Below are 13,137 nucleotides of genomic sequence, written 5' to 3'. Positions count from 1 at the left end.
GACGCAACGGCGATGCCTGTCTGGCGGGGCATAGCCCCACCAATGTCGATGATGTCATTTTCTCGACGATTTCTGTCTTCTGTAGAAATAGATGGCGGCGATAACGACTATGACCGCGATGACAATGCTGCCTTCGAAAGTTCCCGAGCCGTTGTCGGGAGAAAATCCAAAGATACGTTCAATGAAATCCATGTCGGCGTCCCCCCGATCCTTTGACGCTACAGAAGAGCTTACCTAACGTCAACCAAAGCTTGACCGCCCTGTTCCGCGCCATGGCAGGCCAAAGGCCCAAGGATTCCGGCATGGAATTTCGGCGTGTCATTTTCGCAAACTTTCGTGATTTGCCCTTAGTTTGGCTTGGACATTATTTCGCCGGCCACGTAACAAATCAGTGCCGAGGCGCGAAAATCGGGGAGTGAACTCTTGTGAGCGGCAAGGACGAGGCCGAGCTTTCCCGGCTGATGCGGGCCGCGATCGCGGGAGATGAAAGGGCTTACGCCGACTTTCTGCACCGGGTTGCCATGCTCGTTCGGGGCTTTGCCCGGCGCAAGATCGTGCAGGGCGGAGTCGACCCCGAGGATGTCGTGCAGGAAACCTTGCTGGCCATTCATGTGAAACGACATACCTGGCGCCAGGATGCGCCGGTGTTGCCGTGGATCTATGCGATCGCCCGCTTCAAGCTCATCGACGCATTCCGGCGGCGCGGGCGGCGCATCGAGATCGATGTCGACGACATAGCAGAGACCTTCGCCGAGCCGGAAACGGAGACCGCCAGCGAACGTGACATCAACCGGGCGCTGGACAGCCTGTCGCCGGCGCAGCGCTCGGTGGTTTCGGCCGTCTCGGTGGAAGGCCGTTCCATCGGCGAGACGGCGGCCAAGTTCGGCATCAGCGAGACGGCTGTGCGCGTGTCGCTGCATCGCGGGCTCGCCGCGATTGCCAAGCGATTTGGCCAGGGGCGTTTTGGGCGGGAATGACATGAGGACCGACGATCTTATCAAGGCGCTCGACGCCGATGCCCACAGCAAGACGATGCCGTTGCGCTCGGCCTGGTGGATGGCCGCCGGCGCGGCGGCCGTGATCGCGGCAATCGTTTTCCTGCTGACGATCGGTCCGCGTCCGGACTTCATGGCGGCCGCGCATACGATGCGTTTCCTCTCCAAATTCGTCTTCACGGGCGCGCTTGCAATCAGCGCCTTTGTCCTGATCCGCGCGCTGTCGACCCCTGGCGCTTCCACCGGTCGGGCGGCCGTGGGGATGATCGCCGCGCCGCTGCTTGTGGCCGTGGCCGTGGTGCTGGAACTGTTCGCCGTGCCCTCGGCCGACTGGGGGACGCGTCTGGTTGGCACCAATATGATGATCTGCATGACCTTCATTCCGCTGATCGGGATAGGCCCGCTTGCGATCTTCCTGTGGATGCTGCGCTACGGCGCACCGACACGGCCGGTGCTTGCCGGTGCGGTCGCTGGCCTGCTCGCCGGCGGGCTGGCTGCGACCTTCTATGCCGCGCACTGCTTCGACGATTCGCCGCTATTCGTCGCCACCTGGTACTCGATAGCGATCGCGGCGCTGGCGCTGCTTGGCGCGCTCGGCGGGCGGTTTTTCGTGCGCTGGTAGCGCCCCGCCCGGAGCGGTTCATCGTTTCACGGAAACGCCGAACCGTTCCATCTCCTTGTTTGGCGCAATTCCCTAAGGGAAAGCGCTACGCGCTTTTCCCGGGAAAACCGTTTCACACTTTTCCTGGAATTGCTCAGCCGCGACCCCTGCACACTGATCCTTAATCATGCCGGCAATTGTTTGTCGGTTGGCGATGGCGCCGGTATGCCGCGCGCAACCTTTCCTTAAAATCGGTCCGTCAGGATTGGCGCGAGAGCATGCGCTTGCGCACGGGGGTGCACGTATCGTGATGTGGCGAGGAATGGCCGGCCGAAGATCCTTTGGGCACGCAGGGTTGGCGTTGCTCGTGGCCGGCCTCAGCGTCGTGGCGGCTTCGCTGGTGCTGTCGCGACTGGATCCCGGCACCGAGGCGCTGACATTCTGCCTGCTGATCTCGGTGGGGGTGGCGGTGGGCGCGCTTTTCCTCGCCGTCCTGTTCAACCGCCGGGTCAGTGAGGATCGCCGGCAGATCGCGGAGAGCGAACAGCGCTTCCGCCGCGCCATGGAGGATTCGGCGATCGGCATCGCCGTTGTCGGCCTCGACGGTCGCATTCTCGAGACCAATCCGGCCTTCGCCGCCATGCTTGGCTACAGCCGCGGGGAGATCGAGGCGCTGACCTTTTTCCAGATTACGCATCCCGACGATCTGCAGGTCGGCCGGGAAACGATGGACGGTCTGAAAGCGGGCACGGTCAATTCCTTCCATTTCGAGAAGCGCTACCTCAGGAAGGACGGCACGCCCGTCTGGGCTCATCTTGCCGGCTCGGTCATTCGTGACGAGAACAGCGGCCGTCCGCTCTATCTCGTCTCGCAGATCGAGAACATCGACGCGCGCAAGCAGGCCGAGGCGCGCATAGCCGAAGCGGAAACGCGCTGGAATTTCGCGCTGGCCGGCGCCGGCCAAGGCGTCTGGGACCTCGACATGCGCAAGGGCGGCACGACCTATTCCTCGACCTGGGTCAAGATGCTGGGCTATACGGATGGCGAACTCGACGGAAATCCCGACCATTGGCTGACGCTCATCCATCCCGACGATCGCGAGACCGTCGCCGAGGCGGATCGCGCCCATCTCGACGGCAAGACGCCGTTCTTCGAAGCCGAGTTCAGGATGCGCCACAAGGATGGCCACTGGATATGGATCCTCGACCGCGGCAAGGCCATCGAGCGTGACGAGGAAGGCCGCCTGGTCAGGGCCATCGGCAGCCTGACCGACATCACCCGGCGCAAGGAGGCCGAAGCTCGCCTCACCGTGTCGGCGGCAATGCTGGCCGATGAGAAGGAGCGGCTGAGGGTAACGCTGCAGTCGATCGGCGATGCCGTCATCTGCACCGATGCCGCAAACCGCGTTACCTTCATGAATCCGGTCGCCGAAAAGCTGACCGGGATTGCCGGCGCCGAGGCCCTCGGCAAGATGCTTGGCCATGTCTACTGGGCGGCCGACGAGGAGACGGGGCACCGGATCGGCGTGACCCGGCCGGCGATCGGCGGCCAGACCCCCGCCGATCAGAACAGCCGCGCCGTTCTCATCCGGCGCGACGACACGCGCTGCAGCATCCGCCAGGTCGTGTCGCCGATCATCAACGAGCGGAACGAATTCTGCGGGCTGGTCATCGTCTTCCAGGACTTCACCGATGCGCGCGCGCTGCAGCGCCAGCTCGCGCACGCCGCCGCGCATGATGCGCTGACCGGCCTTGCCAATCGCTCGAGTTTCATCCGCGCCATGGAGGAACTGGTCGATCAGGCGCGCAAGGACGGCACGTCGGGCAGAGGCAGCGGACATCAGTTCATGTTCATCGACCTCGACCACTTCAAACTGGTCAACGACACCGGCGGCCACGCAGCGGGAGATGCCTTGCTCAAGCGGGTTGCCGAGGCGGTGCGCGGCGTCTTTGGTCCCGAAGACATCGTCGCGCGTCTGGGTGGCGACGAATTCGCGGTCGTTCTGAAATCGGGTTCGGCGGCCGGCGCCAAGATTGCGGCGCGCTCCATCATCGATGCGATAGGCGGCCTGGATTTCACCTGGGACGGCCGTCCTCACATGATCGGCGCCAGCATTGGGCTGGCCGCGATCGGCGCCAATTGCGGCGAAGTCGACGAGATCATCGCCAGGGCCGACGCCGCTTGCTATGCGGCCAAGGCGGCCGGTCGTGGCTGCGTTTCCGTGGCGCCGGACGGCGAGAGCGTGGACGACAGGGCAGGACCGCCCGAGCCGCTGGCCGCGGCCTCCTGATCCCGGTGCCGATGGCTTGCGATCCCGAAAGCCAGCTGCAGTTTTCGCTGAGTGGACTGACCAGAGCAATTCCAGGAAAAGTGTGAAACGGTTTTCCCGGGAAAAGCGCATAGCGTTTTCCCTTGGGGAATTGCGTCAAAACAAACCGCTCTACCGCGTCGGGACGGGATGCTCGCCGCGATAGTCGTAGAAACCACGTCCGGTCTTGCGGCCGAGCCAGCCGGCCTCGACATATTTCACCAGCAGCGGGCAGGGGCGATATTTCGAATCCGACAGGCCGTCATGCAGCACCTGCATGATCGACAGGCAGGTATCCAGCCCGATGAAATCGGCCAGCTGCAGCGGCCCCATCGGATGGTTGGCGCCGAGCCGCATGGCGGTGTCGATGGCGTCGACCGAGCCGACACCCTCATAGAGCGTGTAGATCGCCTCGTTGATCATCGGCAGCAGGATGCGGTTGACGATGAAGGCCGGAAAATCCTCCGAAACCGTGATCGTCTTGTCGAGCTGCTTCACATAGGTCTTTGCCGCCTCGAAGGTCTGGTCCTCGGTGGCGATGCCGCGCACCAGCTCGACCAGCTTCATCAGCGGCACCGGATTCATGAAATGGATGCCGATGAAACGCTCCGGCCGGTCGGTCTGCGCGGCAAGCCGCGTGATCGAGATCGACGAGGTGTTGGTCGCCAGGATGGCTTCGGGATTGAGCTGCGGACAGAGCTGGGCATAGATCTTGCGCTTGACCGTCTCGTCCTCGGTCGCCGCCTCGATCACCAGATCGGCGCCGGCAAGATCGGCCATCGCCGGCGCGGACGAAATGCGCGACATTGCCTCGTTGCGCACCTTCTCGTCGAGCTTGCCGGACCCCACCTGACGGGCCATGTTGCCGCTGATGGTGGCGATGCCCTTCTCGATGCGGTCGGGCGATATATCGTAGATCAGCACCTTGAAGCCTGAAAGCGCGGAGACATGGGCGATGCCGCCGCCCATCTGGCCCGCGCCGATGATGCCGATCGTCTCGATCTTGCTCATTACACCGATCCCGTCAAAAGGCCTTCTCGGCCTGCTTTTTGTGCGGTGCAAACTAAAAGGGCGGGGCGACTTCGTCTACCCCACCCTTCACTATTTAATACGCTTTGGCAGAAAGCGTCAAAGTGCCTTTTGCAGTTCCGGCAAGATGACGAAGAGATCGCCGACGAGGCCGTAGTCGGCGACCTGGAAAATCGGTGCCTCCTCGTCCTTGTTGATGGCGACGATGACCTTCGAATCCTTCATGCCGGCCAGGTGCTGGATGGCGCCGGAAATGCCGACCGCGATGTAGAGATCGGGGGCGACGACCTTGCCGGTCTGGCCGACCTGCCAGTCGTTGGGCGCATAGCCGGCGTCGACCGCAGCGCGCGAAGCGCCGACAGCGGCACCGAGCTTGTCGGCGACCGGCAGGATGACCTCCTGGAACTTTTCCGCCGAACCCAGCGCGCGCCCACCCGAGATGATGATCTTGGCCGAGGTCAGTTCCGGACGGTCGGTGTCGGAGAGCTTGTTCTCGACGAAGCTGGAGAGGCCGGGATTGGCTGCCGCCTTGACGGTCTCGACCGCGGCCGAGCCACCCTCGGGGGCTGCCTGGAAGGAGGCCGTGCGCACGGTGATCACCTTCTTGGCGTCGCTCGACTGCACCGTCTGGATGGCATTGCCGGCATAGATCGGTCGCTTGAACGTATCTGATGACACCACTTCGATGATCTCGGACACTTGCGCGACATCGAGCAGGGCCGCAACGCGCGGCGCGACATTCTTGCCCGACGAGGTCGCCGGCGCGATGATGGTGTCGTAAGCGCCCGCCAGCGACACCACGAGTGCCGCCATCGGTTCGGCGAGGCGCTCGGCGAGTTCGTCGGCCTCGGCCAGCAGCACCTTGCTGACGCCCTTCAGCTTGGCGGCGGCATCGGCCGCACCCTTGGCGCCCTTGCCGGCCACCAGCACATGCACGTCCGAGCCGATCTGCAGCGCCGCCGACAGCGCCTTGGCGGTCTGGTCGGAAAGCGTTGCGTTGTCATGTTCGGCGATGAGGAGAATTGCCATTAGATTTGGTTTCCCTGACTTTCGTCTTCGAGGCTCCCTGAATTCCGATCAGGCCGAGCCGAAAACGGTTGGTTTCGAGAACCGGAGCGGAGCGTACTCTTGTACGTGAGCACCGGAAGCGCAGAAGCCGACCGTTTGCAGGCCGGCCTCATCGGAATTCCTTACAACACGCCGGCTTCATTCTTGAGCTTGTCGACCAGCTCGGCGACGCTCTTAACCTTGACGCCTGCCTTGCGGCCGCTCGGCTCCTCGGTCTTGATGACCTTCAGCCGCGGCTTGACGTCGGCGCCGTAGTCGGCCGGGCTCTTCTCGTCGAGCTGCTTCTTCTTGGCCTTCATGATGTTGGGCAAAGAGGCATAGCGCGGCTGGTTGAGGCGAAGGTCGGCGGTGACGATCGCCGGCATCTTCAACTCCACCGTCTGCAGGCCGCCGTCGACTTCGCGCGTCACCTTGGCCTTGTCGCCATCGATCACCACCTTGGAGGCGAAAGTGCCCTGCGCCCAGCCAAGGAGTGCTGCCAGCATCTGGCCGGTCTGGTTGCTGTCGTCGTCGATCGCCTGCTTGCCGAGGATGACGAGGCCGGGCTGTTCGGCCTCCACGACACCCTTCAGCACCTTGGCGACGCCGAGCGGCTCGGTCTGCTCGTCGGTCTTGACCAGGATGGCGCGATCGGCGCCCATGGCGAGCGCGGTGCGCAGGGTTTCCTGCGCCTGCTGCGGGCCGATCGAAACGACGATGATTTCGTCCGCCTTGCCGGCTTCCTTCAGCCGGATCGCTTCTTCGACCGCGATCTCGTCGAACGGGTTCATCGCCATCTTCACATTGGCCAGCTCAACCGCCGAACCATCAGCCTTCACGCGAACCTTCACGTTCGCATCCACAACCCGCTTCACGGGCACAAGGATCTTCATTTGCCTGTCACCTCTCTTGAGATAGTTGGGCGCGCTATAACAGTCCGCGCCCTTTCTGAGTTGTCGAAAGCCGACATTCCGGATGGAAATTCTGGTCTTTGCCCGCCTTGGGCTCAGACGGAGACGTTTCCGTAGTTGCGGCAACACTGCACGTCAATACGCAGCAAGCCGCTCAAATCGGTTCAGTCCGGATTGGAAGCGTTTCCTCGCCCCCAGCGAGTCGGCGTGGCGGGTGGCTGAGGCCTTACCGGCTCAGCAGCAACCGCAGGCTGTTCGGGAGCAGCAGCGGCGTCATCCTGGTCAGCGGGAGCAAACAGCGGCACGCCACGGCTGCGCAAGACGAGCACCAGAATGGCGCCGGCGATGATGCCGCCGATGTGGCAGGCCCAGGAAATCTGGTCCTCGCCGCCGGCGGCAAACATCACCACCTGGAAGAGTACCCACAGAATGAGCGGGATGAAGGCCGGAATGCGCAGAGGGATACGGGCAAAGGCCAGCACCCAGACCTTCACCCTGGGATAAAGGATCAGATAGGCGACGACCACGCCGGCGATGGCGCCGGACGCGCCGATCAGCGGCACCTGCGAGTCCCAGGCGACGAAGCTCTGGAAGGCGGCTCCCGCGACGGCGCACAACAGGTAGAAGATGAGGTAGCGGATGTGACCGAGCGCATCCTCGACATTGTCGCCGAACACCCACAAAAACAGCATGTTGCCGCCGAGGTGAAAGATGTCGGCATGCAGGAAGGAATAGGTGAGGTAGCTCAGGCTCGCGGGGATGACGACAAAACGAGGGTCGAGCTCGGCGGTGTTGTGAACGACCGACGGGATGAAGCCTAGGCCAAGCACCGCGGCATTGGTGAAGTTCTCCCCGCCGAGCGATGTGGCGCAATAGACCAGGGCGTTGACCACGATCAGCCCGATCGTCACATATTGCAGCCTGATGTGGCGCAGCCTGTTGGTGTCGTAAAGCGGGATGAACATTCCCCAGGCCCTCTTCCGCTTTCGACAATCAGCGGTTCTTGCCGGGAACCCATAGCACGTCGGCATTTCCATTGTCATTGACCGCCCGGGCGGCGGCAAACAGGAAATCCGAGACGCGGTTGATGTATTTCAGCCCGTCGCGGTTGACGTGCTCGCGCGGATCCTGGGCCAGCGCCACCATCAGCCGCTCGGCCCGCCGTGCCACCGTGCGGGCGAGGTGCAAGGCGGCGGCGGCCGGCGTGCCGCCGTTCAGAACGAAGGATTTGAGCGGCTGAAGATCCTTGTTGAGCAGGTCGATATCCTTTTCGATCCGGTCAGTCTGCGTGGCGATGATGCGCAGCGGCTCATATCCGAGGGGCTTGCCGTCATCGGGAACGGCGAGGTCGGCGCCGAGGTCGAAAAGGTCGTTCTGGATGCGGGAAAGCATGGCGTCGATTGCCGGGTAGGTTGTCGCCGTGTGGACCCGGGCGATGCCGATGCAGGCATTGGCTTCGTCGACCGTGCCGTAGGCGTCCACCCGCAAGTCGGATTTCAGCCGCCTTTCGCCGGTGCCGAGGCCCGTGGTGCCGTCATCGCCGGTGCGGGTGTAGATCTTGTTGAGCTTGACCACGTCGCCTCCCCAGCGGCCGATATCCCTCACTTGCGGGTGAAATACACCGCCAGCAGGATCAGCGCCAGCGCCACGGCCTGCAGCAGAACACGCGCCTGCATCAGCTTGTTCGAGGTGACGCCGGAACCGCCGCGCATCATGTTGATGAGGCCGCGAACAAGCACGATCACCACAGCGACCATGACCAGAATGGCGAGGATGTTGAAGACGGTTCCCATGGTGTGTTCCCAGTTCGGTTGGTTCAGGCGCGTTCGGCAAGGAAGCGGTAGAGCATCGATGCCGGCAGGATGCGTTTGAGCATGACGCCGATCCTGGCCGGCACTGTTACCACATAGTGCGGACGCGGGCGCCGCGACAGAAGTGCATGGCGCAGCGCCGCATGCACCACTTCCGGGCCTGGTTTCAGCCGCGACGTGCTGCCGCCGGCCCGCAGCCTTTCCAGTTGCGCCTCATAGTCGAGGCGGTGGACCGAATTCTCGTGATCGATGTTCTTTAGAAACCACGGAAGCGCGTTGCTGGCGATTTTCGACGTTACCGGTCCCGGCTCGATCAGCGAGACATGGATGCCGCTGCCCCTGAGCTCCTGATGCAGACACAGCATCAGACCTTCCAACGCGTGTTTCGATGCCGAATAGGCGCCGCGAAAGCGCACCGGCGCAAGACCGAGGATCGACGAGCAGTGGACGATGCGGCCATGACCCTGGCGGCGCATCACCGGCATCAGACGGCGGGTCAGATCATGCCAACCGAAGAAATTCGCCTCGAATTGCTCCCTGAGCGCCGCCACCGGCAGATCCTCGACGGCGCCGGCTTGCGCATAGGCGCCATTGTTGAACAGGGCATCGAGCCGGCCGCCGGTGCGATCGAGCGCGGCCGTCACCAGTGCCGCGATGGAGTCCGGTTCGCTGTAGTCGAGGTAGAAAGCCTCGATGCCGTCGGCTTCCAGTGCGGCAATGTCTTCCGGCTTGCGCGCCGTTGCGAACACCCGCCAGCCTTCCGCCTGCAACGCGCGGGCGCAATGGGCGCCTATTCCCGAAGATGCGCCGGTGACGATGATCGAGCGCAACTCTTGCGCCGGACTGTTCGTGGTTTCGCCAAGGGTTGCCATTTGCCGCAATCCCTTCCCATATTCGCGGCGTGGAGACAATTGGAGGGACGCGGTTCTCAATGCGGAAGATCGTAGCCCTCAAGCGGGTTCTCTACGACGCGCTTGGCCACTTCAACACCGATGACGGCTGGGCGATGGCCAGCCATCTGGCGATCACCTCGCTGATGGCGCTGTTCCCATTCCTGATCTTTGCCACCACGCTGGCGAGCTTCCTGGGCGCGCAGGCGTTCTCGGACACGGCCGTGCATCTGGTGTTCGACACCTGGCCCGAACAGATTGCCAAGCCTATCGCGCGCGAAGTGCTCAATGTGCTCACCGTCCGCCGCAGCGACCTTTTGACCTATGGCGTGGTGCTTGCCGCCTATTTTGCCTCGAACGGCATCGAGGCGCTGCGCACGTCGCTCAACCGCGCCTATCGCGTCTCGGAAACGCGCGGCATCATCTATCGCCGCGTGCAGAGCATCATCTTCGTGCTGATCGCGACGGCCGGTTTCCTGGCGATCAGCGTACTCCTGGTGTTCGCGCCGCTGCTGGCGCGGCTCGCCGAAGCCCATATCGAAGGCATCAAGCCCTATATGGGCACCATCACGCTATGGCGTTATGTCATCGCCTCGGCGGTCATCGTCGGCGGATTGTTTGCTGTCCATTTCTGGCTGCCGGCGGGCAAGCGCCGCTTCGTCTCGCTGGTGCCGGGGATCATCTTCACACTGGTGGCATGGCTTGTCGGATCGACGATTTTCGCCACCTATCTCGATCATTTCTCGTCCTATGTGACGACCTATGCCGGCCTCGCCTCGATCATGATCGCCGTGGTCTTCCTCTACATGGTCTCGGCGATCTTCATCCTCGGCGGCGAGCTCAATGCCGCGATCAGCCGCTACCTGGAGGCACGTGCCCGGGTCGGCTGACCCGATGCTTTGGTCGGGCGAGCCGTCGCCAGCCCAACCCCAAATGTCGCGATCACCATGCCGGCGATCTGCAGCGCATTGAGCTGCTCGTCGAACAAGGCCCAGGCGATGATGGCCGTCACCGCCGGCACCAGATAGAACAACGAGGCGACTTTCGACATCTCGCCGTCGCGGATCATCACCATCAGCAGGAAGATGGCGCCGAGCGACAGCACCAGCACCAGCCAGGCCATGGCGAAGATCAATTCGCCGTTGATGACGACCGTGTGCGTTTCGAAGGCGAGTGCGGCCAATATCATCAGCGATGCGCCGCCGACATATTGCCACATGGTCGCCGCGACGAGGTCGCCGCCGGAGGCGAAGCGCTTCTGCCAGATGGTGCCGGCGCTCATGCCGAGCACAGAGACCAGCGAGGCTGTCAACGTCGCCGCCGTCACGCCGCCGCCGAGCGCGAGGAGCTTGGGCCACAGCACGATGACGATGCCGATGAGGCCGATGCCAAGGCCTGCCCAGTGGCGCGGCAGGATCGCCTCGCCGAGAAATTTGCCGGCAAGCACGGCCGTGATCAGCGGCTGCAAGCCGACGATGAGGGCCGAAAATCCGGCCGGCATGCCCCGGTGGATGGCCCAGAAGACGGCGCCGAGATAGACTCCGTGCATCAGGATGCCGGCGCCGGTGGCGTGCAGCGCTTCAGTGCGGGTGGCTCTCTTCGAGCCCAGCACGAGCATCAGGACGGCGAGCAGGATGGCGGCCAGGACGAAACGCGCGGCGAGGAAGGTGAACGGCTCCGCCCATGGCATGGCGTAGCGCGCACCGATGAAGCCGGTCGCCCACAGGACGACGAAGGTGGCGGGGATGAACCGCTTGATGCTGTGCATGTTCAAGAGACCGCCGTGCTGAGGAGAGTTGACCGTGGCGATGCTCTAATGCGGTTCAAGCCGGCGCGCAAAACGAAACCATTGATCCATGCGTCACCGGAATTCAACGGTCGGCGAATTCGCCACGCGGTTCCCCTGGCCTCGCCGGGATCAAAACCCGACCATCCGCCTGACGTCGTCCGGCGATGCACCGGCACGGCGCAAGGCGGCAAGGCCGGTGTCGCCGAGGCTCTTCGACAGCTTTCGTCCGTCAGGCCCCAGGATGAGGCGATGATGAAAATAGGCCGGCTGCGGCAGTCCAAGGATCTCCTGAAGCAGGCGTTGCACACCGGTGGCGGAAAACAGATCACGGCCGCGCACGACATGGCTGATGCCTTGCAGCGCATCGTCCATGACGACGGCGAGGTGGTAGCTGGTCGGGATGTCGCGGCGCGCCACGATCACGTCGCCCCAATCCTGTGGGCGGGCTTCGATCGCGCGCGTCGCCGACAGCGTCTCATCGACGAATTCGGCCCATGACAGGTCCTTGCCGACATGCGCCATGGCCGCATCGACGTCCAGCCGCCAGGCGAAGGGCGCGTTCTCGGCGATCCTTCGCTTGCGTTCCTTCACGGGCAGCGCCTTGTCGGCGGCGGGGTAGAGCGGCACGCCGTCGGGATCGCGCGGCCAGTCGCGTCCGCGCTTTTCGCTGTCGGTGATGAAGGCGCGGATCTCGCCGCGGCTCATGAAGGCGGGATAGACGAGTTCGTCCCGAACCAGCCGGTCAAGTGTCGCCCGGTACTCGGCGAAATGCTCGGACTGGCGGCGCACCGGTACGTCCCAGCCAAGTCCCAGCCATTTCAGATCGGCAAGCAGGCCGGCCTCGAATTGCGGCGTGCAGCGCGTCGTGTCGATGTCCTCGATGCGCAGCAGCAGGCGACCGCCGGTGGCGTCAGCCAATTGCTGATTGAGCAGTGCCGAATAGGCATGGCCGAGATGCAGCTCGCCGTTGGGGCTGGGCGCGAAGCGGAATGTCAGGAGTGTCATCTCTCAGGCGGCAATCCTGTTTTGCGGCGCTTCGCCAATTGCTACCTTGTCAGGGGTCAAGGAACAAGAAAGCATGCAGCGCATCGCCACATCAGACGACATTGCCCGGGGGCTCGATGCGCTTTGCGTGATCGACCCGCGCCTCGAAAAGGTGCGCGGCATGGCCGGCGAGGTGCCGCTGCGGCTCTCCGAGCCGGGGTTCCGGAGCCTGGCCTCGATCGTCGTCTCGCAGCAGGTGTCGCGCGCCAGCGCCGATGCGATCTTCGGCCGGCTGATCAAACTCGTCGATCCGCTGACGCCGCAGGCGATCCTTGCTGCCGGCGAAGATATGTTTCGCGAGGCTGGGCTGTCGCGGCCGAAACAGCGCGGCCTGATCGCCATTGCCCAGGCGGTGGACGACGGGCTCGATCTTCATCACCTCTGTTCGCTCGATGCCCAGGAGGCGATCGCGGCGATGACGGCGGTGTCTGGCATCGGCCCATGGACGGCGGAAGTGTATCTGTTGTTTGCCGCCGGGCACCCCGATATTTTTCCGGCGCGCGACGTCGCCTTGCAGAGCGCGGTCGGCCACGCGCTCGGCATCGAGCCGCGTCCGCCGGAGAAAACACTGATCGCCTTGGCCGAATCATGGAGCCCGTGGCGAGGTGTCGCATCGCGGCTTTTCTGGTCGTATTATCGCGAAACCAGGGGGCGGGACGCCGCGCCACCGGCCTGAATCCGCGAAAAAGCATAAAAATCATTCATTTTTGGC

General features: G+C 63.6%; 15 protein-coding genes. 5 read left to right on the top strand and 10 right to left on the bottom strand.

The genetic code is table 11. The annotated features are described in order from the left end of the window. Window positions 1-54 precede the first annotated feature (54 nt). A complete protein-coding gene (locus tag BPNPMPFG_RS17680) occupies window positions 55-192 on the bottom strand; it encodes a hypothetical protein (RefSeq protein WP_258590014.1) in 138 nt (45 codons plus the stop codon). A 233-nt stretch (window positions 193-425) separates the two neighbouring features. Here BPNPMPFG_RS17680 and BPNPMPFG_RS17675 point away from each other — a divergent pair, with 233 nt between their 5' ends. The 3 genes from BPNPMPFG_RS17675 (at window position 426) to BPNPMPFG_RS17665 (ending at window position 3,886) form a co-directional block, all read left to right on the top strand. After that, entirely contained in the window at window positions 426-977 is a 552-nt protein-coding gene (locus BPNPMPFG_RS17675; RefSeq protein ID WP_258590013.1) for a sigma-70 family RNA polymerase sigma factor, read from the top strand. Window position 978: 1 nt separating this feature from the next. Further along, window positions 979-1,617 carry an NrsF family protein gene (locus BPNPMPFG_RS17670; RefSeq protein ID WP_258590012.1) on the top strand — a complete coding sequence of 213 codons (639 nt, stop codon included), beginning with the start codon at window positions 979-981 and terminating at the stop codon, window positions 1,615-1,617. Between the two features lie 346 nt (window positions 1,618-1,963). Next, the gene (locus BPNPMPFG_RS17665; RefSeq protein WP_258590011.1) at window positions 1,964-3,886 is read left to right on the top strand and encodes a PAS domain S-box protein; all 1,923 of its coding nucleotides are present in this window, start codon (window positions 1,964-1,966) and stop codon (window positions 3,884-3,886) included. A gap of 150 nt (window positions 3,887-4,036) precedes the next feature. On the opposite strand, the gene BPNPMPFG_RS17660 is transcribed toward BPNPMPFG_RS17665, so the two are convergent. From BPNPMPFG_RS17660 to BPNPMPFG_RS17630, 7 genes are all read right to left on the bottom strand, one after another. Next, window positions 4,037-4,915, bottom strand: a complete 879-nt coding sequence (locus tag BPNPMPFG_RS17660; protein ID WP_258590010.1) for a 3-hydroxybutyryl-CoA dehydrogenase — start codon at window positions 4,913-4,915, stop codon at window positions 4,037-4,039. Between the two features lie 117 nt (window positions 4,916-5,032). After that, window positions 5,033-5,962, bottom strand: a complete 930-nt coding sequence (locus tag BPNPMPFG_RS17655) for an electron transfer flavoprotein subunit alpha/FixB family protein (protein ID WP_258590009.1) — start codon at window positions 5,960-5,962, stop codon at window positions 5,033-5,035. Window positions 5,963-6,123: 161 nt separating this feature from the next. Continuing rightward, entirely contained in the window at window positions 6,124-6,873 is a 750-nt protein-coding gene (locus BPNPMPFG_RS17650; protein ID WP_258590008.1) for an electron transfer flavoprotein subunit beta/FixA family protein, read from the bottom strand. Window positions 6,874-7,055: 182 nt separating this feature from the next. Further along, complete coding sequence (locus BPNPMPFG_RS17645; RefSeq protein WP_258590007.1) at window positions 7,056-7,856, bottom strand: rhomboid family intramembrane serine protease; 801 nt, start codon at window positions 7,854-7,856, stop codon at window positions 7,056-7,058. A gap of 28 nt (window positions 7,857-7,884) precedes the next feature. Continuing rightward, window positions 7,885-8,466 (bottom strand): cob(I)yrinic acid a,c-diamide adenosyltransferase, encoded by a 582-nt coding sequence (locus tag BPNPMPFG_RS17640; protein ID WP_258590006.1) that lies wholly within the window; start codon window positions 8,464-8,466, stop codon window positions 7,885-7,887. A 26-nt stretch (window positions 8,467-8,492) separates the two neighbouring features. Then, a complete protein-coding gene (locus tag BPNPMPFG_RS17635) occupies window positions 8,493-8,684 on the bottom strand; it encodes a twin transmembrane helix small protein (protein ID WP_258590005.1) in 192 nt (63 codons plus the stop codon). A 23-nt stretch (window positions 8,685-8,707) separates the two neighbouring features. Beyond that, complete coding sequence (locus BPNPMPFG_RS17630; RefSeq protein ID WP_258590004.1) at window positions 8,708-9,574, bottom strand: SDR family oxidoreductase; 867 nt, start codon at window positions 9,572-9,574, stop codon at window positions 8,708-8,710. A 59-nt stretch (window positions 9,575-9,633) separates the two neighbouring features. On the opposite strand from BPNPMPFG_RS17630, the gene BPNPMPFG_RS17625 reads away from it, so the two are divergent. Then, window positions 9,634-10,482, top strand: coding sequence for a YihY/virulence factor BrkB family protein (locus BPNPMPFG_RS17625; RefSeq protein ID WP_258590003.1), 849 nt, complete (start codon window positions 9,634-9,636; stop codon window positions 10,480-10,482). Here the strand turns inward: BPNPMPFG_RS17625 and BPNPMPFG_RS17620 are convergent. Next, window positions 10,452-11,360 carry a DMT family transporter gene (locus BPNPMPFG_RS17620; RefSeq protein ID WP_258596800.1) on the bottom strand — a complete coding sequence of 303 codons (909 nt, stop codon included), beginning with the start codon at window positions 11,358-11,360 and terminating at the stop codon, window positions 10,452-10,454. The two genes, BPNPMPFG_RS17625 and BPNPMPFG_RS17620, sit on opposite strands and share 31 nt — an antisense overlap. Before the next feature lie 150 nt (window positions 11,361-11,510). Beyond that, entirely contained in the window at window positions 11,511-12,386 is an 876-nt protein-coding gene (gene gluQRS, locus BPNPMPFG_RS17615; RefSeq protein WP_258590002.1) for a tRNA glutamyl-Q(34) synthetase GluQRS, read from the bottom strand. A 73-nt stretch (window positions 12,387-12,459) separates the two neighbouring features. Between gluQRS and BPNPMPFG_RS17610 the strand changes: the two genes are divergently transcribed. After that, a complete protein-coding gene (locus tag BPNPMPFG_RS17610; protein ID WP_258590001.1) occupies window positions 12,460-13,101 on the top strand; it encodes a DNA-3-methyladenine glycosylase family protein in 642 nt (213 codons plus the stop codon). Window positions 13,102-13,137: the final 36 nt, after the last annotated feature.

This window comes from Mesorhizobium sp. AR07, assembly GCF_024746815.1.
Taxonomy (GTDB): Bacteria; Pseudomonadota; Alphaproteobacteria; order Rhizobiales; family Rhizobiaceae; genus Mesorhizobium.
The sequence above is the reverse complement of the archived record's forward strand: the minus strand, read 5'-3'. Positions and strand labels throughout refer to the sequence as shown.

Bases quoted from the DNA above. Each gene is read 5' to 3' on its own strand.
- BPNPMPFG_RS17655 (WP_258590009.1), bottom strand. From the start codon at position 5,962: ATGGCAATTCTCCTCATCGCCGAACATGACAACGCAACGCTTTCCGAC.
- BPNPMPFG_RS17630 (WP_258590004.1), bottom strand. From the start codon at position 9,574: ATGGCAACCCTTGGCGAAACCACGAACAGTCCGGCGCAAGAGTTGCGC.
- BPNPMPFG_RS17645 (WP_258590007.1), bottom strand. From the start codon at position 7,856: ATGTTCATCCCGCTTTACGACACCAACAGGCTGCGCCACATCAGGCTG.
- BPNPMPFG_RS17625 (WP_258590003.1), top strand. From the start codon at position 9,634: ATGCGGAAGATCGTAGCCCTCAAGCGGGTTCTCTACGACGCGCTTGGC.
- gluQRS (WP_258590002.1), bottom strand. From the start codon at position 12,386: ATGACACTCCTGACATTCCGCTTCGCGCCCAGCCCCAACGGCGAGCTG.
- BPNPMPFG_RS17620 (WP_258596800.1), bottom strand. From the start codon at position 11,360: ATGCACAGCATCAAGCGGTTCATCCCCGCCACCTTCGTCGTCCTGTGG.
- BPNPMPFG_RS17650 (WP_258590008.1), bottom strand. From the start codon at position 6,873: ATGAAGATCCTTGTGCCCGTGAAGCGGGTTGTGGATGCGAACGTGAAG.
- BPNPMPFG_RS17670 (WP_258590012.1), top strand. From the start codon at position 979: ATGAGGACCGACGATCTTATCAAGGCGCTCGACGCCGATGCCCACAGC.
- BPNPMPFG_RS17660 (WP_258590010.1), bottom strand. From the start codon at position 4,915: ATGAGCAAGATCGAGACGATCGGCATCATCGGCGCGGGCCAGATGGGC.
- BPNPMPFG_RS17680 (WP_258590014.1), bottom strand. From the start codon at position 192: ATGGATTTCATTGAACGTATCTTTGGATTTTCTCCCGACAACGGCTCG.
- BPNPMPFG_RS17610 (WP_258590001.1), top strand. From the start codon at position 12,460: ATGCAGCGCATCGCCACATCAGACGACATTGCCCGGGGGCTCGATGCG.
- BPNPMPFG_RS17635 (WP_258590005.1), bottom strand. From the start codon at position 8,684: ATGGGAACCGTCTTCAACATCCTCGCCATTCTGGTCATGGTCGCTGTG.